The sequence below is a fragment of the Pseudomonas sp. KH_024_B2 genome (assembly GCF_057839965.1).
Genome location: NZ_CM174502.1, coordinates 332332 through 356732, shown reverse-complemented (window position 1 = coordinate 356732; position 24401 = coordinate 332332). Strand labels below are relative to the sequence as shown.

The 24401-nt window shown below is 60.1% G+C and carries 22 protein-coding genes and 1 pseudogene; 8 read left to right on the top strand and 15 right to left on the bottom strand.

Annotation, left to right across the window (positions count from 1 at the left end):
- The first annotated feature begins 68 nt into the window (after positions 1–68).
- The 8 genes and pseudogenes from hisI (at position 69) to AC3I0A_RS01710 (ending at position 5191) form a co-directional block, all read left to right on the top strand.
- The gene (gene hisI, locus AC3I0A_RS01745; protein WP_489375928.1) at positions 69–461 is read left to right on the top strand and encodes a phosphoribosyl-AMP cyclohydrolase; all 393 of its coding nucleotides are present in this window, start codon (positions 69–71) and stop codon (positions 459–461) included.
- A gap of 2 nt (positions 462–463) precedes the next feature.
- Positions 464–796 (top strand): phosphoribosyl-ATP diphosphatase, encoded by a 333-nt coding sequence (locus AC3I0A_RS01740; RefSeq protein WP_489375927.1) that lies wholly within the window; start codon positions 464–466, stop codon positions 794–796.
- A gap of 26 nt (positions 797–822) precedes the next feature.
- The gene (locus AC3I0A_RS01735) at positions 823–1098 is read left to right on the top strand and encodes a twin-arginine translocase TatA/TatE family subunit (RefSeq protein WP_489375926.1); all 276 of its coding nucleotides are present in this window, start codon (positions 823–825) and stop codon (positions 1096–1098) included.
- 10 nt (positions 1099–1108) lie between these two features.
- Positions 1109–1540, top strand: a complete 432-nt coding sequence (tatB, locus tag AC3I0A_RS01730) for a Sec-independent protein translocase protein TatB (protein WP_489375925.1) — start codon at positions 1109–1111, stop codon at positions 1538–1540.
- Positions 1537–2334, top strand: a complete 798-nt coding sequence (gene tatC, locus AC3I0A_RS01725; protein WP_489375924.1) for a twin-arginine translocase subunit TatC — start codon at positions 1537–1539, stop codon at positions 2332–2334. The genes tatB and tatC overlap by 4 nt, the downstream gene beginning before the upstream one ends.
- Positions 2331–3038, top strand: coding sequence for a 16S rRNA (uracil(1498)-N(3))-methyltransferase (locus AC3I0A_RS01720; RefSeq protein ID WP_489375923.1), 708 nt, complete (start codon positions 2331–2333; stop codon positions 3036–3038). The genes tatC and AC3I0A_RS01720 overlap by 4 nt, the downstream gene beginning before the upstream one ends.
- Before the next feature lie 236 nt (positions 3039–3274).
- Positions 3275–4288: pseudogene (locus AC3I0A_RS01715) on the top strand (methyl-accepting chemotaxis protein); the annotation flags it as partial.
- 30 nt (positions 4289–4318) lie between these two features.
- Positions 4319–5191, top strand: a complete 873-nt coding sequence (locus tag AC3I0A_RS01710) for a methyl-accepting chemotaxis protein (protein ID WP_489378376.1) — start codon at positions 4319–4321, stop codon at positions 5189–5191.
- A gap of 139 nt (positions 5192–5330) precedes the next feature.
- On the opposite strand, the gene AC3I0A_RS01705 is transcribed toward AC3I0A_RS01710, so the two are convergent.
- The 15 genes from AC3I0A_RS01705 to AC3I0A_RS01635 form a co-directional block, all read right to left on the bottom strand.
- Positions 5331–6065 (bottom strand): amino acid ABC transporter ATP-binding protein, encoded by a 735-nt coding sequence (locus AC3I0A_RS01705; RefSeq protein WP_489375921.1) that lies wholly within the window; start codon positions 6063–6065, stop codon positions 5331–5333.
- Positions 6058–7017, bottom strand: coding sequence for an amino acid ABC transporter permease (locus AC3I0A_RS01700; RefSeq protein WP_489375920.1), 960 nt, complete (start codon positions 7015–7017; stop codon positions 6058–6060). The genes AC3I0A_RS01705 and AC3I0A_RS01700 overlap by 8 nt, the downstream gene beginning before the upstream one ends.
- 175 nt (positions 7018–7192) lie before the next feature.
- The gene (locus AC3I0A_RS01695) at positions 7193–7990 is read right to left on the bottom strand and encodes a transporter substrate-binding domain-containing protein (protein ID WP_489375919.1); all 798 of its coding nucleotides are present in this window, start codon (positions 7988–7990) and stop codon (positions 7193–7195) included.
- A 242-nt stretch (positions 7991–8232) separates the two neighbouring features.
- The gene (gene mdoH, locus AC3I0A_RS01690) at positions 8233–10803 is read right to left on the bottom strand and encodes a glucans biosynthesis glucosyltransferase MdoH (RefSeq protein WP_489375918.1); all 2571 of its coding nucleotides are present in this window, start codon (positions 10801–10803) and stop codon (positions 8233–8235) included.
- On the bottom strand, positions 10796–12583 hold the full coding sequence (locus tag AC3I0A_RS01685; protein ID WP_489375917.1) for a glucan biosynthesis protein G: 1788 nt from the start codon (positions 12581–12583) through the stop codon (positions 10796–10798). Before AC3I0A_RS01685 ends, mdoH begins: the two co-directional genes overlap by 8 nt.
- A gap of 276 nt (positions 12584–12859) precedes the next feature.
- Positions 12860–13297 (bottom strand): D-aminoacyl-tRNA deacylase, encoded by a 438-nt coding sequence (gene dtd, locus AC3I0A_RS01680; RefSeq protein ID WP_489375916.1) that lies wholly within the window; start codon positions 13295–13297, stop codon positions 12860–12862.
- On the bottom strand, positions 13294–14268 hold the full coding sequence (pip, locus tag AC3I0A_RS01675; RefSeq protein ID WP_489375915.1) for a prolyl aminopeptidase: 975 nt from the start codon (positions 14266–14268) through the stop codon (positions 13294–13296). The genes dtd and pip overlap by 4 nt, the downstream gene beginning before the upstream one ends.
- A 210-nt stretch (positions 14269–14478) precedes the next feature.
- Positions 14479–15282: an N-formylglutamate deformylase gene (gene hutG, locus AC3I0A_RS01670; RefSeq protein WP_489375914.1), complete on the bottom strand. Its 804-nt coding sequence runs from the start codon at positions 15280–15282 to the stop codon at positions 14479–14481.
- A 10-nt stretch (positions 15283–15292) separates the two neighbouring features.
- Positions 15293–16498 (bottom strand): imidazolonepropionase, encoded by a 1206-nt coding sequence (gene hutI, locus AC3I0A_RS01665; RefSeq protein WP_489375913.1) that lies wholly within the window; start codon positions 16496–16498, stop codon positions 15293–15295.
- A gap of 17 nt (positions 16499–16515) precedes the next feature.
- A complete protein-coding gene (locus AC3I0A_RS01660) occupies positions 16516–17925 on the bottom strand; it encodes an amino acid permease (protein WP_489375912.1) in 1410 nt (469 codons plus the stop codon).
- Between the two features lie 147 nt (positions 17926–18072).
- Positions 18073–19605: a histidine ammonia-lyase gene (gene hutH, locus AC3I0A_RS01655; RefSeq protein ID WP_489375910.1), complete on the bottom strand. Its 1533-nt coding sequence runs from the start codon at positions 19603–19605 to the stop codon at positions 18073–18075.
- A gap of 117 nt (positions 19606–19722) precedes the next feature.
- Complete coding sequence (gene hutH / locus AC3I0A_RS01650) at positions 19723–21246, bottom strand: histidine ammonia-lyase (RefSeq protein WP_489375909.1); 1524 nt, start codon at positions 21244–21246, stop codon at positions 19723–19725.
- Between the two features lie 142 nt (positions 21247–21388).
- Positions 21389–22219 carry a quaternary amine ABC transporter ATP-binding protein gene (locus AC3I0A_RS01645; RefSeq protein WP_489375908.1) on the bottom strand — a complete coding sequence of 277 codons (831 nt, stop codon included), beginning with the start codon at positions 22217–22219 and terminating at the stop codon, positions 21389–21391.
- On the bottom strand, positions 22216–23067 hold the full coding sequence (locus tag AC3I0A_RS01640; protein ID WP_489375907.1) for an ABC transporter permease: 852 nt from the start codon (positions 23065–23067) through the stop codon (positions 22216–22218). The genes AC3I0A_RS01645 and AC3I0A_RS01640 overlap by 4 nt, the downstream gene beginning before the upstream one ends.
- A gap of 71 nt (positions 23068–23138) precedes the next feature.
- Entirely contained in the window at positions 23139–24107 is a 969-nt protein-coding gene (locus AC3I0A_RS01635) for an ABC transporter substrate-binding protein (RefSeq protein ID WP_489375906.1), read from the bottom strand.
- Positions 24108–24401: the final 294 nt, after the last annotated feature.

Below are 24401 nucleotides of genomic sequence, written 5' to 3'. Positions count from 1 at the left end.
GGGGCTGGCACACTGTTTCAAACGCCTGGGCACAGCAACAAGCGCTGAGCCCGCTGTCGGAGTCGAAGATGAAAGATTGGCTGGATGAGATCAAATGGGACAGTGACGGCCTGGTGCCGGCGATTGCCCAGGATCACCAAACCGGGCGTGTGCTGATGATGGCCTGGATGAACCGCGAAGCACTGGTACTGACCGCCGCTGAAAACCGCGCCATCTACTGGTCCCGTTCCCGTGGCAAGCTGTGGCGCAAGGGTGAAGAGTCCGGCCATGTGCAACAACTGCATGAGATGCGCCTGGACTGCGACGGCGATGTCATCATCCTGATGGTCGAACAGATCGGCAACATCGCCTGCCACACCGGCCGCCAAAGCTGCTTCTACCGCGTCTATGAAAACGGCGAGTGGAAGACCGTCGACCCGGTACTCAAAGACCCGCACGCTATCTATTCGGCAGGACACTGAACATGAGCGATACCCTGACCCGTCTGGCCCAGGTGCTGGAAGAGCGCAAAGGCGCAGCGGCCGACAGCTCCTATGTCGCCAGCCTGTACCACAAGGGCTTGAACAAGATTCTGGAAAAAGTCGGCGAGGAATCGGTGGAAACCATCATCGCCGCCAAGGACGCCGCCATCAGCGGTGACTGCAGCGATCTGATCTACGAAACTGCTGATTTGTGGTTCCACAGTCTGGTCATGCTCGCCCAACTGGGGCAGCATCCACAGGCCGTGCTGGACGAGCTGGAGCGGCGCATCGGTACGTCCGGGCATGTCGAGAAGGCTTCGCGCCCGTCCGCTTGAACACTACTTAAGAGAGGAATTGCAGCATGGGCATTTTTGACTGGAAACACTGGGTCGTCATCCTGGTTGTCGTGGTACTGGTGTTCGGCACCAAGAAACTTAAAAACCTCGGCACCGACGTCGGCGAGTCGATCAAGGGCTTTCGCAAAGCCATGAACGACGACGAAAAATCTGCTGATCCGAACGCAACACCGGCCCAGCCAGTTCCACCGGTACAGCCACAGACGTCGACCCTGAACGAGCCACACACCATCGACGTGAAAGCACAAAAAGTCGAAGAGCCGATCCGCAAAGACTCGTGAGCACTGACTAATGTTTGGTATCAGCTTCTCTGAACTGCTGCTCGTCGGCCTCGTTGCCCTGCTGGTGCTCGGCCCCGAGCGTCTGCCGGGTGCTGCGCGCACGGCCGGCCTTTGGGTCGGGCGCTTGAAACGCAGCTTCAACGCGATCAAACAGGAAGTTGAACGTGAAATCGGTGCCGACGAGATTCGCCGGCAACTGCACAACGAACACATTCTGTCGCTGGAGCAGGAGGCGCGGAAAATTTTCACGCCGACTCAGCAGGAGCCAACGCCGGTGCCGCCGGTGGCAGAGCCGACGATTCATGCCCCGACGGCTGAAGCTACGCCGGTGCTTGCAGCCGCCGAACCTGCACCTGCAACTCCTGTAGAACCTGCTCCTCCTGCGGCTACGCCTGTTGCGCCAGCCCCCCACGACCCAACATTGCCGTCGCGAGCCCCATGAGCGCTGATAAACCGGAAAACGACCAGCACATGCCGCTGGTTTCGCACCTCACCGAGTTGCGCACCCGCCTGCTGCGCTGTGTCGCGGCGATTTTCGTGATCTTCGCCGGGCTGTTTGCCTTCACCCAGCAGATCTACACCTTCGTCTCCACGCCGCTGCGCGAGTACCTGCCGGTGGGCGCGACGATGATCGCCACCGATGTGTCCTCGCCGTTCCTCACACCGCTCAAGCTGACGATGATGGTCTCGCTGTTTTTAGCGATCCCGGTGATCCTGCATCAGATCTGGGGCTTTATTGCGCCCGGCCTGTACAAGCACGAGAAGCGCATCGCGATGCCATTGCTGGTCTCGAGCATTCTGCTGTTCTACACCGGGATGGCTTTCGCCTACTACCTGGTGTTCCCGCTGATCTTCAAGTTCTTCGCCGCCGCCACCCCGGCCGGCGTGGAAATGATGACCGACATCAGCAGTTACCTCGATTTCGTCATGACGCTGTTTTTCGCCTTCGGCGTAGCGTTCGAAATCCCGGTGGCCGTGGTGCTGCTGGTGTGGATCGGCGTGGTCGACGTCAAATACCTGAAGAAAATCCGCCCGTACGTGATCATCGGCTGCTTTGTGGTCGGCATGATCCTTACCCCACCGGACATCTTCTCGCAGACGTTGCTGGCGGTGCCCATGTGGATTCTGTTCGAAATCGGCATCCTCTTCAGCAGCCTGATCAGCAAGCGCGGTGAGCACCCGGACGACCAGCCGGCTGACGATCACAACGACCAGCCACCAGCGACCCAAGCGTGAACCTGCTGCTCCTCGAAGAGGCCGACTTCATTGCGGCCGACCGGGTGATCCTGCGTGATCGGCGCCTGACCCACATGCAGGAAGTCCATCGCTCTGTCGTCGGTGACAGCCTGCGGGTCGGGCGCATCGGCGGGCTGATGGGCAGCGCCGAGCTGCTGCGTCTGGAAGCCTCTGAGGCGGAACTGCGGGTCAGCCTCGACCAACCGCCGCCGGCCAAACTGCCGTTGACGCTGCTACTGGCTCTGCCACGACCGAAGATGCTCCGTCGTGTGCTGCAAACCGTCGCCGCGATGGGTGTGCCGCGGGTGGTGCTGGTCAACAGCTACCGGGTCGAAAAGAGCTTCTGGCAAACACCGTTCCTTGAGCCTGAAGCGGTTCGCGAGCAATTGATCCTCGGCCTGGAACAGGCCCGGGACAGCGTACTGCCGCAAATCATCATCGAAAAACGCTTCAAACCCTTCGTCGAAGACCGTCTGCCAGCAATGGTCGAGGGCACCCTCGGGCTGGTCGGTCATCCCGGCAACTACCCGCCCTGCCCACGCGGCCTGAATGAGCCGGTAACCCTGGCCATCGGCCCGGAAGGCGGCTGGATTCCCTACGAGATCGACCTGCTGGCCAAGGCCGGCCTGCAACCGGTACAGCTCGGCGAGCGCATCCTGCGGGTCGAAACGGCCGTGACCGCCCTCCTCTCACGACTGTTCTAAAGCCCGGCACAACTCCTGTGGCGAGGGAGCTTGCTCCCGCTCGGCTGCGCAGCAGTCGCAAATGGGTGACCGCGGTGTATCTGATCAAACAGGGATACAGATTTCAGGACCGCTTCGCGCTCCAGCGGGAGCAAGCTCCCTCGCCACAATAGTTCGCAGCTTCGCGCCTACAGATTGCCTCCGGCCTGCCGATACACTCCCAATAGACCCATTCATGCCCCAAGGGAGTGCACAGCATGTACCGATGGTTAGCCCAGAGCCTGGGAAATGTGAGCGTCAATCTGAAACTCGGCACAGGCTTCGGTCTGGTGCTGCTCCTGACCCTGTTGATCACCGTTACTGGCTGGATGGGCCTGAGTAATGTGATCGAGCGCGGCGACAAGCTGGGTTACATTTCCACGCTGAACGAGCTGACCAAAGACCTGCGCATCGCCCGCCTGGACTACGAAGTGCGCAGAGGCGAACAAGGCCCGGCTGCGGTCAGCGACCTGCTGAACAAGCTCGACGATGGCTTGCACATCGCACGTAAACTGCTTAAACAACCTGACAGCCTCGCCATGCTCGACCAACAACTGGCCGCCATGAGCGAATACAAACGCGCCTTCGCCGACATAACTCAGGCAACCGCCAACCGCGAAGCCGCCCGCGCCAAACTCGGCGCCACCGCCGACAACGCCGTGGCCCGCGTGGCTGAAGTCGAGAAGTCGATACTGCAAGGCGACAGCGTCGCGCAGTTCAACAGCGTGATCGATCTGAGCAAGCTGATCCAGCAAGCGCGCTTCCAGGTTCGCGGCTACACCTACAGCGGCAAGCCCGAGGCCGAACAACCGGCGCTGGACGCGATCGACAATGCCCTGAAGAACCTCGCCAGCTTGCCAGCCACACTGCCGGAACAGCACATCGCCAACCTGCAACAGGCCACTGATTCGCTCAAAGGCTACCGGGCAGCCGTTAGCCAGTTCCGTGACTCCCAAGTGGCCAGCGCTGCCGCCCTCAAACGCATGGCAGACCAGGACAACATCCTGTTCGACACCAGCAAGCAGCTGACCGCCGCGCAAACCGCCAAGCGCGACAGCGATGCAGCGCAGGCAAAAAACACCCTGACCCTGGTTACCGTGCTGGCGCTGGTGTTCGGCCTGATTGCCGCCTGGGCCATTACCCGGCAGATCGTCATTCCACTGCAACAGACCCTCAAAGTGGTCGAGCGCGTGGCTGCCGGCGATCTCAGCCAGAACCTCGACGTCCAGCGCCGCGATGAACTTGGCCAACTGCAACGCGCCATGCAACGCATGACCGTCAGTCTGCGGGAACTGATCGGCGGCATCAGCGAAGGCGTGACGCAGATCGCCAGCGCCGCCGCGCAGCTGTCAGCCGTCACCGAACAGACCAGCGCCGGGGTCAACAGCCAGAAAGTCGAGACCGACCAGGTCGCCACCGCCATGCATGAAATGACCGCCACGGTGCAAGAGGTCGCGCGTAACGCCGAAGAAGCCTGCGAAGCCGCTATCGCTGCCGACCAGCAGGCTCGTGAAGGCGACAAGGTGGTGGGTGAGGCGATCGCGCAGATCGAACGCCTGGCCACTGAAGTTGGCAACTCCACCGACGCCATGAGCCATCTCAAGCGCGAAAGCGACAAGATCGGCAGCGTGCTCGACGTGATCAAGTCGGTGGCGCAACAGACCAACCTGCTGGCCCTCAACGCGGCCATCGAAGCCGCCCGCGCCGGTGAGGCCGGACGCGGTTTCGCGGTGGTCGCCGACGAAGTGCGCAGCCTCGCCCTGCGCACCCAGAAGTCCACCGAAGAAATCGAAGAGCTGATCGTCGGCCTGCAAAGCGGCACCCAGCAAGTCGCCAACATCATGGACAACAGCCGCAGTCTGACCGACAGCAGCGTCGAGCTGACCCGTCGTGCCGGTGGCTCACTGACCAACATCACCCGCACCGTGTCAGCGATTCAGGCGATGAACCAGCAGATCGCCGCAGCCGCCGAACAGCAAAGCGCCGTGGCCGAAGAGATCAACCGCAGCGTACTGAATGTGAGGGATGTTTCGGAACAGACCTCGGCCGCCAGTGAAGAGACCGCCGCTTCCAGCGTTGAACTGGCACGGCTGGGGACTCATCTGCAGATGTTGGTGGGTAAGTTCAGGGTTTGAAGATTACCTCGGTCCACTCAGGACCGAGGTGATGCCTTCGCGGGCAAGCCCGCTCCCACAAATACACCGCGTACAAACTGTGGGAGCGGCGGTGCGGCGATCCGACTTGCCCGCGAAGACGGCCTCTCAGGCGACGAGCCTATAAGACTTGCCGCAAAAACGCCTGAGCCCGCAAATCCTTCGGCGAAGCAAAGAATTCGTCCGGCGGGGAATCTTCCAGCAGCTTACCGTGATCGAAGAACAGCACCCGATCCGCCACTTCCCGGGCGAAGCCCATTTCGTGGGTGACGCAGACCATGGTCATGCCTTCCAGGGCCAGGGTTTTCATCACGTCGAGGACTTCACCGACCATTTCCGGGTCGAGCGCCGAGGTCGGTTCATCGAACAGCATGACCTTGGGTTCCATGGCCAGCGCCCGGGCTATTGCCACGCGCTGTTGCTGGCCGCCGGAAAGGCGTGACGGGAACTCATTGGCCTTCTGCGCGATACCGACCTTTTCCAGCAACGCCCGGGCCTTGGCTTCGCGCTCCTGCTTGCCGCGCTTGCGCACGACTTTCTGCGCCAGGCAGAGATTTTCCAGCACCGTCATGTGCGGGAACAGGTTGAAATGCTGGAAGACCATGCCGACTTCGCGGCGGTAGGCGTTGACGTCGGTTTTCGGGTCGGCCAATTCCAGGCCGTCGATGCTGACGGAACCCGAGTCGAACTCCTCCAGACCATTCAGGCAGCGCAAGAAGGTCGATTTACCGGAGCCGGACGGGCCGATCACCACCAGTACTTCGCCCCTGGCCACTTGTGTGGTGACGTTATCCACCGCGCGGACCACCTGCCCACGGGTGTCGAAGACTTTTACCAGATCGCGGACTTCAATCACTTTGCGCGAGCCTCCGCTCAAGCCGGCTGGCGATTTTCGACAGCGGCAGGTTGATCAACAAATACAGGCCCGCCACGCAGAACAGAATTTCGAATGGCGAGAACGAGGTGGTGATGACTTCCCGACCGCTCTTGAGCAGCTCGGTAATGGCGATCACCGACACCAGCGAGGTGTCCTTCACCAGGCTGATGAACTGCCCGGCCAACGGCGCAAGAACGCGCTTGAAGGCTTGCGGCAGAACCACATGGCGCATCGACTCTCCAGCGCTCAAACCCAGCGAACGCGCGGCTTCGTTCTGGCCACGGGCAATCGACTGCACGCCCGAACGAATGATTTCCGCCACATAGGCGCCAGTGAACAGCGACAGCGCGGCAATCCCGGCGAACTCACGGGAGAGGTTCAATACTGTGCCGATGAAGAAATAAAAGATGAAAATCTGCACCAGCAGCGGCGTACCGCGCACCAGTTCGACATAAATCGTCGACAGATCGCGCAGGGTCGAGTTGTTCGACAGCCGGCACAGCCCGGTAGCCAGTCCGATCAGCAGCCCGAGCACACCGGAAACCACCGATAGCCAGAGCGTGGTCCACAGGCCCCACAACAGCGGTCCGGCGGCCCAATGGCGGGTGACACCAATCACATCGCCTTCGGCCACGTCATCGCCTCGGGCCACTTGCAGGCTGTTGTCGTCGACGCTCAGGTGCTGTTCGTCACCGGCGTCGTTACGCAGGGTGACTTCGGCCTTGTCGCCTTTGCGCACCAGTTCACTGACGGTGGAGATGTCCGCCGCTCGCTGGGATTCTTCGGCGTGGTAGGCGAAATATTGCGGCACGCGGTTCCAGCGCCATTCGTAGGACATCAGCGAGGTGGCGTAATACAACGCGCCGGCCAGGCCGATCAGCACCAGCACGGTTAAAACGTGCCAGGGCCATTGGGCTTTTTTCTGTTTCATTGCTCTGCAAGTTCCGAGGTCAGTGTCGCTAGATAGGCCGTCTTCGCGGGCAAGCCCGCTCCCACAGGGTATGTGTCAGGCCACAAATGCGTGATCGACCGATAACCTGTGGGAGCTGGCTTGCCTGCGAAAGTGGCGACGCGGTCTAACTGGTGCGCGCCGCCAAATGTCAGCCTTACTCCATATCCTTGAGCCAGGCGGTGTCTTTGAACCACTTGTCATGGATACGATCGTAGGTGCCGTCTTCGTGGATCTGGCGCAGGAAGTTGTTGATGAAGTTGATGCTGTCGTAGTCACCTTTCTTCAGACCGAAGGCCAGCGGTTCGTAGGTGAACGGCTTGTCGAGGAACACCAGCTTGCCGTTACCCACTTTGTTTAACGCCACGACGTTGTAGGGCGCGTCGTAGATGAAGGCGTCGGCCTTGCCGTTGACCACGTCGAGCACCGCTTCCTGCTCGTTGTCGTAGCCATGGTAGTTGGCTTTGGAAATCAGCTTCCTGGCGACCATCTCACCGGTGGTGCCCAGTTTGGAGGTGATGCGGTAGTCGGCGCTGTTCAGGTCTTTATAGGACTTGATGGTGCCTTCCAGTTCCTTGCGGATCAGCAGGGTCTGGCCAACCACGATGAAGGGGTCGCTGAAGTTCAGGCGCAGATTGCGTTCCTGGGTCAGGGTCATGCCGCTGCCAATCATGTCGAACTTGTCGGTCAACAGAGCCGGGATGATGCCGTCATAACCGGTGGAAACCATCTCCAGCTTGACGCCCATGGCCTTGGTCATGGCTTTGAGCAGGTCGACTTCGAAGCCAATAATCTCGCCGCGCTTGTTGGTCATTTCGAATGGCATGTAGGTCGGGTCCATGCCGACTTTCAGCGTGCCGCGCTTGACTGCGTCATCGATGGCGCCGGCCTGAGCCGTGTTGACTGCGATCATTGCCGTGACGCCGACCAGCAGCATCGAGAGATACTTTTTCATCATCAAGTCCCATGAACCCATTTTTTTGAGGCACGCAAAAAGCAGGTTTTCGTTGGAAAACCGGCAGATACGAACAATAAGTTGTCCGGGCGCACCAATTCGGGGAGCGATGCTAACTCACTCGTTTGTTTGCACAAGGGTTCAGGCAGGATTTGTTGTTGCGCGGCGGCAGAAAGGACGGTGGGAATGATCAAGCCCCACAAACAAAAAACCCCGCTTCTTCTCAGGAGCGGGGCTTTTCATCAGGCCAGCTGTACTTCAGCAGACAGTGGCTTCAACGGCAGTAACGGCGCATGCGGATCGGCTTCGATCGACTGGCGCCAGGCGCTCAGCCACTCGGCGTGACCTTCGCTCCAGACCTGCTCATGCAAACGACCCAAAGCCACCGGATCGCTGAGCAGAGCCAGGCGCTCGTCGTTGCCGAGTGCCGCAGGGCCGACTTTCAGCGCATGACGAACCCGCTCGACACGCAACCACTCGATCGGCTCAGCCTGAGTGTGACGCGAGGTAGCCAGGGCACAAGCCAAAGCGTTCTGCTGCGGATCGACGACTGCTCGCACGAAGCCTTCTTTGAGTGCATGCCAACGGTTTTCGTGGGTGTACTGATCGGTCGCCAGCAAGGCCTGTGGCGGTGCGTATTCTTCAGGGATCAGGAACAGGCTTTCATCACGGGATTTGAGACCCAGCCCGACGCGGCTGGAGATCACCGAAACCGGGATCGACAGCATCAGCGAGCCGACAATCGGCACCAGCCACCAGAGGAAACTCGGGTTGAGCCAGATCACCAACAGGGCCCAGAAGAAGCCCAGCAACGTTTGTGGACCGTGGCGTTTTACCGCTTCGCTCCAAGGCGTGGAGTCGTCATCACGTTGCGGCGAGTTCCAGGTCGCGGCCCAGCCGAGGAACGCGGCGAGAACGAAGCGCGTGTGGAAAATCATCCGCACCGGTGCCAGCAGCATGGAGAACAGCATCTCCAGCAGCATCGACAGGGTGACCTTGAACTTGCCACCGAACTCTTTCGCGCCCTTGGCCCAGATCAGGATGATGCTCAGCAACTTCGGCAGGAACAGCAGCACGATAGTCGTCGAGAACAGCGCAATCGCTTTGTCCGGCTGCCATTGCGGCCACAGCGGATACAGCTGCCGCGGTTCGAGGAAGTATTGCGGCTCCATCAGCGTGTTGACCGCCAGCAAGGCCGTCGACAACACCAGGAAGAGGAACCACAACGGCGCCGACAGGTACGACATCACGCCGGTCAGGAACACCGCACGGTGCACCGGGTGCATGCCTTTGACCAGGAACAGCCGGAAGTTCATCAGGTTGCCGTGGCACCAGCGACGGTCACGCTTGAGTTCGTCCAGCAGGTTTGGCGGCAGTTCTTCATAGCTGCCGGGCAAGTCGTAGGCAATCCACACGCCCCAGCCGGCACGGCGCATCAGCGCAGCTTCGACGAAGTCGTGGGAGAGGATCGAACCGGCGAACGCGCCCTTACCGGGCAATGGCGCCAGGGCGCAATGCTCGATGAACGGTTTCATGCGGATGATTGCGTTGTGACCCCAGTAGTGGGATTCACCCAACTGCCAGAAGTGCAAGCCAGCGGTGAACAACGGACCGTACACACGTGTGGCGAACTGCTGCATACGCGCATAAAGAGTATCCATGCCCGAGGCACGCGGCGCGGTCTGGATGATCCCGGCGTCCGGCGTGGCTTCCATCAGGCGCACCAGACTGCTCAGGCATTCGCCGCTCATCACGCTGTCGGCGTCGAGCACGACCATGTACTTGTAGTCACCGCCCCAACGACGGCAGAAGTCGTCGAGGTTGCCGCTTTTACGTTTTACCCGGCGGCGACGGCGGCGATAGAAGATCTTGCCAAAGCCCTTGGCTTCACGGCAGACATCCAGCCAGGCCTGCTGCTCGGCGACGCAGATGTCGGCGTCGTTACTGTCGCTGAGCACGAAAAAGTCAAAGCGATCCAGGTTACCCGAGGCCGCAACCGATTCGAAGGTTGCCCGCAAACCGGCGAACACCCGCGGCACGTCTTCGTTGCAGATCGGCATCACCAATGCGGTGCGCGCGTCCTTGGCGATCGGCTCGTTGCCAGCGCTGGCGCCGGAAATGCGGTACTTGTCACGCCCGGTGATCAACTCGAGGAAGCCCATCAGTGCGGTCCAGAAGCCCGCCGAGACCCAGCAGAACAGAATCCCGAACATAATCAGGATGCTGGTTTGCAAGGCATATGGCAGCACTTGCGTGGCGGTTTGGGTCAGCGGTTGATGCAGGACTTCGTCCAGGTCGACGAACGACCAGCCCTGGTACGGCATGATGCCTTTCATGTACCAGCCGGCGACGATGGTCTGACCGAGCATCAGCACCAGCAGAATGTAACGGCGGATCGAACCGACCGTACGCCAGCGAGCCGCCGGCAGCACGTTCTCATCCTTCGGCGGCGCAGGCGGGTTGGTGCGTCCGGTCAGGCGACGCCAGCCACGCACCAGAATATTGGTGCGCCACGGCTCCGGCACAACCCTGGTCCGGCGGATCGGCGGGGTTGCCTTGAGGCAGACCCGGCCTTGCGCATCGACCGCCAACATCTCGGCCTCCTCCAGCTCTTGCGCGGAGTTCAAGGTCAGGCGGCGGCCTACTGAAGCTTGTACGGTCTCGGCAGATGCGTCGAAAGCCCCGGACGACAGGCGTTCATGCAGCTCACTGAACGATTTGCAGCCCGCCAGTTCGGCGCGCTGCGCATCGCTCATCGGTAGATGCGCCAGATACTCGGCAAGAGTCTCTGGCTGTGCTTGATAATTACTCATCGGCAGGCAACTGGTAGCTCCAGGTCTCGGTCAATACTTGTTCAGTTTTTACCGGTTCCGAGGTGGCGGGGGCCGCTTCGGCAGCAACAGGCTGCTTGGCGTCTTGTTCTTTCTGCACGTTCTGCTCTTGTTTCTCTTTCTGCTCTTGCTGCGCGTGTTTCTCTTGTTGCCTGGCGGCGATTTTCTCGGCCTTGGCAATGGAAGAGTTGGCGGTCACGGCAGGAGCTTTGACCGGCTCGGCAGCCACGATGTCCTTGACCAGCGCGGCACGCATCTCGGTCGACTTGCTCGGATCCTTGATTTTCATGCGTAGCGTCAGGCGCCAGCCCTGGGTCTCTGGATTGTAGCGAACGCTGTTTTCCACCAGTTCGGCGTTGTCGCCAACGCTGACCTGGCTGCGAACTTCCGCGTCCTCCGGCAGAGCCTTGAGGGACGGACCTTCGAAGTCCACCAGATAAGCGACGCTGCCGTCCGGCTGACGGATCAGGTTGGACTGCTTCACGTCACCGGTAGAGCGCAGAGTCTGCTGGACCCAGGCGCTGTCGACCGGATGCAGTGCAGCTTCGTCCATGGTCCAGTGCATGCGGTAAGCGAATTCCAGCGGCTGGCCTGGCTCAGGGAGTTTTTCCGGGCTCCAGAAAGCCACGATATTATCGTTGGTTTCGTCGGCGGTCGGAATCTCGACCAGATCAACGGAGCCTTTGCCCCAGTCACCCTTGGGTTCGATCCAGGCGCTTGGGCGCTTGTCGTAGCGGTCGTCGAGGTCTTCGTAGTGGCTGAAGTCACGACCCCGTTGCAGCAGGCCGAAACCACGCGGGTTCTCGACCGAGAAGTTGCTCACGGCCAGGTGTTTCGGGTTGTTCAGCGGACGCCAGATCCATTCGCCATTGCCGGCATGGATCGACAGACCGCTGGAGTCGTGCAGCTCGCGACGGTAGTTGAGCACTTTCGACGGCTGGTTGGCGCCGAACAGGAACATGCTGGTCAGCGGTGCAATGCCGAGCTTGTTGACCTTGTCACGCAGGAACATCTGCGCCTTGACGTCGACGATGGTGTCGCTGCCCGGACGCAGAGTCAGTCGGTAGGCGCCAGTCGCGCGTGGCGAATCCAGCAAGGCGAAGATCACCAGATGCTTGTCGCCCGGTTTGGGTTGCTGAATCCAGAACTCGGTGAAGCGCGGGAATTCTTCGCCGGACGGCAGCGCGGTATCGATGGCCAGCCCACGGGCGGACAAACCGTAGATGTGACCTTTACCGATAACGCGGAAGTAGCTCGCGCCCAGCATGGTCATGATCTCGTCTTGCTTGTCGGCCTTGTTGACCGGATACAGCACACGGAAACCGGCATAACCCAGTTGTTCGGTGGCCTTTGGATCGAATTTGACGTCGCCGAAATCGAAACGACTCGGGTCGTACTTGATCTCTGCGACGGTGCTCGCGGTGATTTCGTTGATCTTCACCGGCGTGTCGAAGTGCATGCCCTGGTGATAGAACGACAGCTTGAACGGGGTCTTCTGGTCGGCCCATTCGGCTTTTTCGGTGCGGAAACGAATTTTTTGGTAGTCCGCGAATTTCATTTCGCGAAATTCGTTCGGCAGATTACTGCGTGGAGCTTCGTACTTCTGCCCGGCCAGCTCTTTTGCCTTGACCGATACATCATCCAGATTGAATGCCCAAAGCTGGCCGGCGCTGAGCAGACAAAGCAGTGCAGAGCCTGTCATCAGTGCGTTTCGTAACCGTTTGGCAGACAATTTTGGTGCATTACAGGGACTAACAATCACGAGCAACCCTCGCCGAAAACAGATCAAAAAACCAACGGCCAGCTATCTATATGCCAGGTTGGCGAGCATTGTTCCGACTCCGATGGGGCTAAATGATTCCCCAAACGGTCCCGGACAAGTCTCTACCTAAGTCAAAATGGACCAACGAACGCTGATCCCCGTAGCGCGCGATTATCTAGCAGGCTGCGTTACAACGCATCAGGGATAACGAAGTATTTATCGCGAAAACACCCTGCTTTCGACCAAAAAGGGCTTAAAAGGGTGTTTCAAGCGCTTTCAGGTCTGTAACAGGAAGGTTACCGGGCCATCATTGACCAAATGCACCTGCATGTCCGCGCCAAATATCCCTGATGCCACATTGCCATGCAACTGCTGCGCCCGTGCAACTAAATAGCCAAACAGCTCTTCACCCAAGGCAGGAGTCGCGGCCGTGGAAAAGCTCGGGCGCAAACCATTTTTTGTATCCGCGGCCAGGGTGAACTGCGACACCAGCAACAAACCGCCACCGACATCGGCCAAAGACAGGTTCATCTTGCCCTCGGCATCACTGAACACCCGATAGTTAAGCAGCTTATGCAGCAGTTTGTCGGCACTGGCCCGGGTGTCCTCCGGTTCGACGGCCACCAGCACCAGCAACCCCTGGTCGACCGCGCCGACAATCTCTCCCGCCACTTCGACTCGCGCGCCACGCACACGTTGCAGCAGGCCCTTCATGCTTCTTCAGGCGGCAGGTCGAGCAAACGCCGGGCCATGTGGCTGGCCGCGCGCACCAGCGCATCGGTAATGCCAGGTTCCGACGCCGCGTGACCGGCATCGCGAATGACCTGTAACTCACTGTTCGGCCAGGCCTGATGCAGCTCCCAGGCGTTATCCAGCGGGCAGATCACATCGTAACGGCCATGGACGATCACACCCGGCAAGTGGGCGATTTTCTGCATGTCGCGAATCAGCTGGTTAGGCTCAAGGAAGGCGTTGTTTGTGAAGTAGTGGCATTCGATCCGGGCAATCGACAGCGCGCGCTGTGGCTCGGAGAAACGATCGACCACCAGCGGGTTGGGACGCAAGGTTGCGGTACGCCCTTCCCACGTCGACCAGGCTTTGGCCGCGTGCATCTGGGCGATCTGGTCGTTGCCGGTCAGACGCTTGTGGAAGGCCGTGAGCAAATCATCGCGCTCATCGAGCGGGATCGGTGCCACATAGTCCTGCCAGTAATCCGGAAACAGGCGGCTGGCACCACCGGCCTGGTAGAACCATTCGATCTCCTGCGCACGGCAGAGAAAGATCCCGCGCAGAATCAAACCGTGAACCCGCTCCGGATGGGTTTGCGCATAGGCCAGCGCCAGGGTCGAGCCCCAGGAGCCACCGAACAGCACCCATTTGTCGATACCCAGGTGCAGGCGAATCCGCTCAAGATCGGCAACCAGATCCCAGGTGGTGTTGTTTTCAAGGCTGGCATGAGGTGTCGAGCGACCGCAACCGCGCTGATCGAAGGTAATGATGCGATACAGGTTCGGATCGAAGTAACAACGGCTTTGCGCATCGCACCCCGCTCCTGGTCCGCCGTGGATGAACACCACCGGCAAACCTTCCGGTGAACCACTTTCGTCGACATACAGTACATGTGGCTTATCGACGGCCAGATCGTGCCGGGCGTAGGGTTTGATCTGCGGGAACAAAGTCTGCATTGCGCGCTCCGTAAGGGGTCGAGGTCATCCCTGTAGGGACTTCTATTATTCTGCCGTCCGGCATCATAAACCCGAATTGTGCAATGAGCATGTCCTTGAAGAAATTGGGGGTGTTTCAGGATAACAACGACCCTGACCGAAGGCGGACGCGGAGCGTCCAGGGCGGCATTCCCACGCAGAGCGTGGGAACGATCTTTGACAGGGGTCGCCTCAGCGCGCGTAGTGCTTCTGCCCCCAATCCAGCAGCCCTTGCAACAGTTCCTTGAGCACCACTTGAGTCGGCGCGGCCAGATCAGGGCGATAACGGAACGGCTCGATCTCTTCCATATAAGTGCGTTGCCCCAGCTCAAGCTGCACCGCATGGATGTTTTCGGCCGGGTTGCCATAATGCCGGGTGATGTGGCCGCCCTTGAAGCGACCGTTCAGCACATGACTGTAGTCCGTGTGTCGAGCACAGATGGCCTCCAACTGATTAGCAAGCTGCGGATCGCAGCTGGCGCCATTGAAGGTACCGAGGTTGAAGTCCGGCAATTGCCCTTCGAACAGGTGCGGGATCACCGAGCGGATCGAATGCGCGTCGAACAGCAGCGCATAACCGAATTCGGCCTTCAGCCGCGCCAGTTCTTGCTGCAAGGTGCTGTGATACGGCGTCCAGACCTGCTCGAGATAACGGGCGCGCTCCTCGGCAGATGGCTCCAGCCCTTCGCGGAACAACGGCACACCGTCGAACAGCGTCGCCGGGTACAAACCGGTGGTGGCGCCGACATATAAAGGCTTGTCGTCGGAAGGCCGATTGAGGTCGATGACGAACCGCGAATATTCGGCCGCCAGGGTGCTGGCGCCCAACTCCTGCGCAAACTCATAGAGCTGCGGGATATGCCAGTCGGTGTCCGGCAGGCTTTGCGCCTCGGGAATCAGTCCGGCTTCTACCGCAGGTGTCAGACGCAGGCCGGCATGGGGCATGCTGATCAGCAACGGCAGCCGGCCTTGTTTGAAGTTCAGAACCTTATCCACAGCCATTCTCCTAAATCGTGACTTCGACGCCGTGACGCACGACGCGTTTATCCAGGTCGCCGCCCAGCCAATACGCCAGATCCGCCGGACGATCGATCTGCCAGGCGACGAAATCCGCCACCTTGCCGACTTCCAGCGAACCATGGGTTTTGTCCATGCCCAGCGCCGTGGCTGCATGAATAGTCGCGCCGGCCAAGGCCTCTTCCGGGGTCATACGGAAACAGGTGCAGGCCATGTTCAGCATCAGCCGCACCGACAACGCCGGCGAGGTGCCTGGGTTGAGGTCGCTGGCGATGGCGATTTTCACCCCGTGTTTGCGCAAAGCCTCCATCGGTGGCAGCTGGGTTTCGCGCAAAAAGTAGAAAGCGCCCGGCAGCAAGACCGCAACGGTGCCGGATTTGGCCATGGCGATGGCGTCGTCTTCGGTCATGAACTCCAGATGGTCGGCCGACAACGCGTGATAACGCGCCGCCAGACTCGATCCATGCAGGGATGACAGCTGCTCGGCGTGCAGTTTCACCGGCAAACCGAGGTTCTGCGCGGCGATGAACACCCGCTCGACCTGCGCCGGCGAAAACGCCAGGTACTCGCAAAACGCATCCACCGCATCCACCAGCCCTTCAGCGGCCAGCGCCGGGAGCATTTCGCTGCAGATGTGCTCGATGTAGTCGTCAGCGCGATCCGCATATTCCGGCGGTAGGGCATGAGCAGCCAGGCAGGTGCTGCGCACACTGACCGGGAGTTCAGCGCCAAGACGGCGAGCGACCCGCAGCATTTTGCGCTCGTTGGCCAGGTCGAGGCCGTAGCCGGACTTGATCTCGACACTGGTGACGCCGTCGCGCAGCAAGCTTTTCAAGCGCTTATGCGCACTGGCGAACAACTCATCTTCGCTGGCGGCCCGAGTCGCGCGCACGGTGCTGGCAATGCCACCACCGGCGGCGGCGATTTCGGCATAACTCACGCCCTGCAAACGCTGCTCGAACTCGCCGCTGCGATTGCCGCCGAACACCGTGTGGGTATGGCAGTCGATCAGCCCGGGGGTGACCCAGGCTCCAGCGAGGTCGTGCACCTCAGGGTATTCGCCAGCCGGCAGCTCACTGCGCGGGCCGATCCACTCTATGTGCGCTCCTGACGTCACGATGGCGGCATCCTCGATGATCGAGTAGTTGCCCTGCGCCATGCTTGCGACGTGGCAGTGTTGCCAGAGAGTTTTCATCCGAGGCCTCCGTTAAGTTATCGATGAGACAAAGAAGGGTCGCGGTTGACCTCGACCACCTGTCCGGCCGCCGGTTTGACCCACAGTTTATAAGCGATCACCAGCAGCACGATCCACACCGCACCCACCACCAGCGCTGCCTGGGTATCCGGGAAGTAACCCAGTACGCCGAAGACGAACAGCATGAACACAATCGCCGCCGCCGGCGCATAAGGCCAGAACGGAACCGGGAATTGCAGCTGAGCGACTTGTTCGCGAGTCATGGAACGACGCATGGCCACCTGGGTGATCAGAATCATCAACCAGACCCAGACCGTGGCGAAGGTCGCAATCGAGGCAATCACCAGGAACACGTTTTCCGGGATCAGATAGTTCAGCACCACGCCACCCAACAGAGCTGCGCCCATGACCACCACGGTCATCCAGGGCACGCCTTGTTTCGACAGTTGAGCAAAACCTTTTGGCGCCTGACCCTGCTGCGCCAGGCCGTACATCATGCGTCCGGCACCGAAGATGTCGCTGTTGATCGCCGAGACTGCTGCCGAGATCACCACGATGTTGAGGATGGTCGCCGCCGAGCTGATGCCCAGGTTGTCGAAAATCTGTACGAACGGGCTGCCCTGGCTGCCAATCTGCGGCCACGGATAGATGGCCATCAGTACAAACAGCGTCAGCACGTAGAACAGCAGAATCCGTAGTGGCACCGCATTGATCGCCCTTGGAATCACCCGCTGTGGGTCCTTGGCCTCACCCGCAGTGATACCGATGATTTCGATACCGCCGAAAGCGAACATCACCACCGCCAACGATGCGATCAAGCCACCGATGCCGTTAGGCATAAAGCCGCCATGGGCCCAGAGATTGCTCAGGCCGGTGGCCTGTTCAGTGCTGGCCGAACCGATCCCGAACAGCATGATGCCGAAACCGCCGAGGATCATCGCGACGATGGCGGCGACTTTCAGCAGCGACAGCCAGAACTCCATCTCACCGAAGACTTTAACGTTGCACAGGTTAAGCCCGCCGATCAGGAACACGATGCCCAGCACCCAGACCCAGCGTGCGACTTCCGGGAACCAGAAGCCCATATAGATGCCGAACGCGGTGACGTCGGCCAGGCAGACGATGATCATCTCGAAGGCGTAGGTCCAGCCGAGGATGAAACCCGCCATCGGTCCCAGGTAGGTGCTGGCGTACTGCCCGAAGGAACCGGCGACCGGATTGTGCACGGCCATTTCGCCAAGGGCACGCATGACCATGAACACCGCCGCGCCACCAATCAGGTACGCCAGCAATACCGCAGGACCGGCCATTTGAATGGCCGAAGCAGAACCGTAAAACAGCCCGGTGCCGATCGCCGACCCCAGCGCCATGAAGCGAATATGTCGAGCCGATAGCCCGCGTTTCAAGCCTTTTGCTTGCTGCTGCATTTCTCGTCCTTAGTTGTTTTTATCGGAGAAGATCGTTCCCACGCTCCTGCGTGGGAATGCCTCAATGGACGCTCTGCGTCCGCTTTGAATGTGACGCGGAGCGTCACGGGCTGCATTCCCACGCAGAGCGTGGGAACGATCAGTGCATCAAAGGCTAGGCAGCAACTTCGCCAATACCAGTTCGTTCAAGCAACGGCTCGCCAACAACTCGCTCGCTGCGTTGATGTCCGGAGCGAAGAAGCGATCCTTCTCGTAGAACGGCACTTTGCTGCGCAGGATGGCGCGGGCTTTTTCGAGTTTGCTCGAAGTCTTCAGACCGTCGCGCAGGTCCAGGCCCTGGCAGGCGGCGAGCCATTCCACAGCGAGAACGCCACGGGTGTTTTCGGCCATTTCCCAGAGACGCTTACCCGCGGCAGGCGCCATGGAGACGTGGTCTTCCTGGTTGGCGGAAGTCGGCAGGCTGTCGACCGAATGCGGATGCGACAGCGCCTTGTTTTCGCTGGCCAGGGCCGCAGCAGTCACCTGAGCGATCATGAAGCCGGAGTTGACTCCGCCATTGGCCACCAGGAATGGCGGCAATTGCGACATGTGCTTGTCCATCATCAGCGAGATGCGGCGTTCGCTCAGCGAGCCGATTTCAGCGATGGCCAGCGCCATGTTGTCCGCGGCCATGGCCACTGGTTCGGCGTGGAAGTTACCGCCGGAAATCACGTCGCCTTCAGCAGCGAACACCAACGGGTTATCCGACACGGCGTTGGCTTCGATGCTCAGCACTTCGGCAGCCTGACGGAACTGGGTCAGGCAGGCACCCATGACTTGCGGCTGGCAGCGCAGGGAGTACGGGTCCTGAACCTTCTCGCAGTTCTCGTGGGAATCGGAGACTTCGCTGCGCTCACCCAGCAGGTCGCGATAAGCGGCAGCCGCGTCGATCTGGCCTTTTTGACCACGAGCAGCGTGAATACGAGCGTCGAACGGCGAGCGCGAGCCCAGTACCGCTTCAACGGTCATACCGCCAAGAGCCAGAGCGCCAGCGAACAGGTCTTCGCCTTCGAACAGGCCACGCAGCGCGTAGGCGGTGGAAACCTGAGTACCGTTGAGCAGCGCCAGACCTTCTTTGGCCGCCAGTGTCAGCGGCTCCAGACCGGCTTGCTTCAAGGCGCTCACAGCGTCCAGCCATTCACCTTTGTAGCGGGCCTTGCCTTCGCCCAGCAGCACCAGCGACATGTGCGCCAGTGGTGCCAGATCGCCGGAAGCACCGACCGAACCCTTGAGCGGAATATGCGGGTAAACCTCGGCGTTGATCAGTGCGATCAGCGCATCGATCACCTGACGACGGATCCCGGAAAAACCACGGCTCAGGCTGTTGACCTTGAGCACCATCACCAGTCGCACCAGCGCGTCACTGATTGGCTCGCCAACACCGGCAGCGTGGGACAGCACCAGGGAACGCTGGAGATTTTCCAGGTCCTCGCTGGCGATGCGGGTCGAGGCCAGCAGACCGAAGCCGGTATTGATGCCGTAAGCAGTACGATTTTCAGCGAGGATCTGTTCCACGCAGGCAACGCTGGCTTCGATCTGTGCCGAGGCGCTGTCGTCGAGGCTGATGGTTACTGGCTGCTGGTAGACGGTACGCAGTTGGGCAAGGGTCAGTTGGCCAGGAATAAGGTTAAGCGCAGTCACATTTATGCTCCTTTTGAGAGTTTATATTAACTATCCAGACGCTCCGGATGATTCCGTTGTCCGTCGCTACCCGCATTTTATCGGGGTAGCGCCTTGGCACGCTGGCTTTTGTTGGAATCAGTGCAGATTCGGTAAAGCGGTTTGCAGCAATTTCGGGTCTTTCAAAACACTTGCGGCGCTGGCGATATCCGGCGCCAGCCAGCGGTCCTGGTCATAGGCAGGAACGCGTTCGCGCAGTAGTCTCCATGCGGCGTCAGTGCCCGCGCCGAAGCGCTGATCCTTGAGAAATTCGAAGGCCTGGGCCGCCAGCAAGTATTCGATGGCGAGGATCTGCGTGCAGTTTTCCAGCGCCTGATGCAACTTCAGTGCGGCATTGGTGCCCATGCTCAGGTGGTCTTCCTGCAGGCCCGAGGTGACGTAGTTGTCGAGCACCGCCGGTTGCGCCAACTGACGGTTTTGCGCGCACAGCGAGGCGGCGACGTACTGGACGATCATCATCCCCGAGTTAACCCCGGGATTGCTCACCAGAAATGCCGGCAAGCCGCTGACGTGCGGGTTGATCAGACGATCCAGACGACGCTCGGCAATCGAGCCGATTTCCGCCATGGCAATCGCCAACAAGTCCGCAGCCAAAGCCACCGACTGGCCGTGCGGGTTAGCCTGGGACATCACCCGATAGTTGTCCGGTGTGCCCAACAGCAGTGGGTTGTCGGTGGTGGAGTTGAGTTCGGTTTCGATCTGCCGGGTGGAGTGGTCCAGTTGATCGCGAGCCGCGCCATGCACTTGCGGGATCGAACGAATGCTCAGTGCGTCCTGGGTACGAATACCTTTGCTACTGGCGATCACTTCACTGCCGTCGAGCAGGCTGCGCAGGTTAATGCCAACCTGCTGCATGCCCGGATGCGGCTTGAGGGCGATGATTTCAGCGTCGAACGCGTCGATCTGACCGCGCTGGGCTTCGAAGCTCATGGCGCCGATCACGTCGGCCCACTGGACCAGTCGTGTCGCGTCAGCCAGGGCCAGACAGCTCAGACCGGTCATGCACGGAGTGCCGTTGACCAGGCACAGTCCGTCTTTCGCGCCGAGTTGCACCGGCGTCAGACCTTCTTCAGCCAAGGCTTGCTGCGCCGAGACGATCTGCTCGCGATAGCTGACCTGGCCGACACCCAGCAGACAGATGCCGATATGCGCCATGTGCGTCAGGTAGCCGACCGAACCCTGGGACGGCACTTGCGGCGTGATGCCACGGTTGAGCAAAGCCAGCAGCGCTTCAACCACCTGCCGATGCAGGCCGGATTTACCGTGGCTGTAATTGATGATCGCCGCGCACATGATCGACCGCGTCTGCTCGTCGGTCAGCGGTGCACCGACGCCACAAGCGTGACTGAGCAAGGTATTGCGCGACAGTTGGCTCAGTTGCTCGCCTTGCAGCGAGACATTGCACAGCGCACCCAGACCGGTATTGACGCCATACGCGCGCTCGCCACTGACGACGATGCGCTGGACGATGGCCTGGGCATTGTCTATGCGCGCCCATGTTTGCGCCGACAGCTCAAGCTGTGCGCCATGACGAGCTACGGCAACCACATCCTGCCAACGCAACGGGGCGTCGGCGATAACGATTTTTTCAGCCTGGGACATCATTAACCTCAACCATACATTCTGAATACTGATGCAGCTTCACCGACGCTTTCGCGGGCAAGCCCGCTCCCACAAGGGACAGCGCTGAACCTGTGGGAGCGGGCTTGCCCGCGAAGGGGCCGGCACAGCCACCACAAATCTCTTAAACCACCGCCGCCCGCCGCTGCACAAAGCGGTCGACATACTCATCCGCCGGCGAGTGCAGGATCTCCCGTGGCGTACCGACCTGAATCAACCGACCGTCCTTGAGAATCGCAATGCGATTGCCGATGCGCACGGCTTCGTCGAGGTCGTGAGTAATGAACACGATGGTCTTGTGCAGCGTCTTTTGCAGCTCGAGCAACTGGTCCTGCATCTCGGCGCGGATCAGCGGGTCGAGGGCGCTGAAGGCTTCGTCCATCAGGATGATGTCGGTGTCCGCCGCCAGTGCGCGGGCCAGGCCGACGCGCTGACGCATGCCACCCGACAGCTGATGCGGGTATTTGTTTTCGTAGCCCTTGAGGCCCACGGTATTGATCCAGTGCAGCGCGCGTTCGGCGCACACTTCCTTGGTCTCGCCACGGACCTTCAGGCCGTAGGCAACGTTGTCCTGCACACTCTTGTGGGGCAACAGGCCGAAGCTCTGGAACACCATGCTGATCTTGTGCCGACGGAATTCGCGCAGGGCTTCCATGTCGTATTGCAGGATGTCCACGCCGTCCACCAGGATCGCACCGCTGGTCGGATCGATCAGGCGGTTGAAGTGGCGAACCAGGGTCGACTTACCAGAACCGGACAAACCCATGATCACGAAGATCTCGCCGGTGCCGATGGACAGCGACAGATCATTCACGCCGACCACGCAGCCGGTCTCGGCCAGTACCTGATCCTTGCTCTTGTTCTGGCGAATCATCTCCAGCGCGTCCTTGGAACGGGCGCCGAAAATCTTGAAGACGTTTTTGACTTCGATTTTGCTGATGGCTGCGTTACTCATTTGTTCACCTCATGCCGTGGCCGACCGTAGGCCTGAGTAATGCGGTCGATGACCACTGCGAGAATCACGATCGCCAGACCGGCTTCCAGGCCGCGACCGACGTTGAGGGTCTGGATACCTACCAGGACATCTTCACCCAGGCCACGGGCACCGATCATCGAGGCAATCACCACCATCGACAGGGCCATCATGGTGGTCTGGTTGATCCCGGCCATGATGCTCGGCAGGGCCAGTGGCAGTTGCACGCCAAACAGTTGCTGCATGCGGTTGGCGCCGAAAGCGTTGATGGCTTCCATCACTTCGTTGTCAACCTGACGAATACCCAGATCCGTCAGACGAATCAGCGGCGGTGCGGCGTAGATCACCGTGGCGAAAATCGCCGGGACCTTGCCCAGACCGAACAGCATCAGCACCGGAATCAGGTACACGAAGCTCGGCATGGTCTGCATGATGTCCAGCAGCGGCATCAGGAACGAACGCAGGCGATTGCTGCGCGCCGACAGAATGCCCAGCGGAATGCCGATCAGTACCGAAATCACCGTCGCCACCATCATCAGCGCCAATGTCTGCATAAGCTTGTCCCAGAGGCCAACCGCGCCCACCAGGAACAACAAGCCGACGATCACCGCAGTGGTCACCACTTTACGGGTGGCGTGCCAGGCAATCCCGGCGACGATTGCCAGCATCAGCCACCAAGGCGCCGCACGCAGCAGGCCTTCGAGGTTGACGATGGCCCACAGCAGGGTGTCAGAGATTTGCCGGAACACGTCACCGTAGTTGGTGACCAGCGAATCGACCCAACTGTTGACCCAGTCGGCGATGGAGAATGTGAAATTTTCGGGAAACATAAAGGGGCTCTCGATCAAGTGGTTGAGGTGAAACTCCCGGCTGACCTAACGGCCAACCGGGAAGGTTCAACCTACAAAGCCGCGTCGATTTTCCTGGCTGCGTCGTCACTCACCCACGCGTGCCAGACTTCAGGATGTTCCTTGAGGAAGATCTTCGCCAGCTTCGGCGATTCGATACGCTCCTTGGCCATGCGCCCCAGGTTCTGGTTGAGCAGGTCGATAGGCAGGTTGACCTTCTCCAGCACTGCGACCAGTTCCGGTGCTTGTTCGTGGAACGTCTTGGACAGGCCGACCTTGATGGTCACGCTCTTGTCCACGCCCGGTTTCTCTTCCAGTTTCACCAGATCCACCTGGCCCATCAGCGGCGTTGGCGACCAGTAGTAAAACAGGATCGGCTCGCCGCGCTTGTAGCTGGAAAGAACAGCCGCATCCAGCGCCGGGCCAGTGCCTGGACGGAAGTTGGTGTAGCTGCTTTCCAGACCGTAGCTTTTAAGCATATTGCTGTTGTCCAGTTCACAGGTCCAGCCGGCCGGGCAGTTGTAGAAACGGCCTTTGCCTGGCTCTTCCGGGTCTTTGAACACGGCGGAATACTTGGCCAGATCAGTAATGTTTTTCAGGCCTGGAGCCTTGGCTTCCAGTTTGCGCTTGGCGTCGCCTTCAATCACGTAGCGCGGCACGTACCAGCCTTCGATAGCACCCACCACTGGCGCGCCGACACCGACGACCTTGCCGGCCTTCTCAGCCTTGTTCCAGACTTCGCTGCGGCCTACCCACTCCTCGGCGAAAACCTGTATGTCATTGCTGCTCAGGGCGTTTTCCATGGTGATGGAGTTACCCGGCAGACTGTCGGTTTTGCAGTCGTAACCTTTTTCCAGCACGACTTGCAGCACGTCAGTCAGCAGCATGGCGCTTTCCCAGTTCAGACCGGCAAACTTCACCGGTTTGCCGGATTCGCACCAACCTGCTGCCTGAGTGGCACCGGCACTGGCGAGTACACCCAAGGAAAGCATAGTGGTCAGCAGGGTCTTATTCATTTTCATTGTGTGACGCTCCTAAACATGAAATGGATTACGGCAGTCAAAAGGCATCCAGCCCTGTCCACGTCCAATCAAGGTCTAGACCGCAGCAGCGCGGCCTGCCCCACTTAGCTTTTGTTCGATGACCGCGCCCTGCTCGATCGGCAGGATGAGGCGGTCGGGCACTGCGTACTCGATCCCTGTAGGAGCCTGGCTTGTGTGGGAGCGGGCTTGCCCGCGAAGGCGTCCGACCTGATACACCGCGTCGTATTCTTCGCTGGCAAGCCAGCTCCCACAGGATTTGCTCGCCCCCCGAGG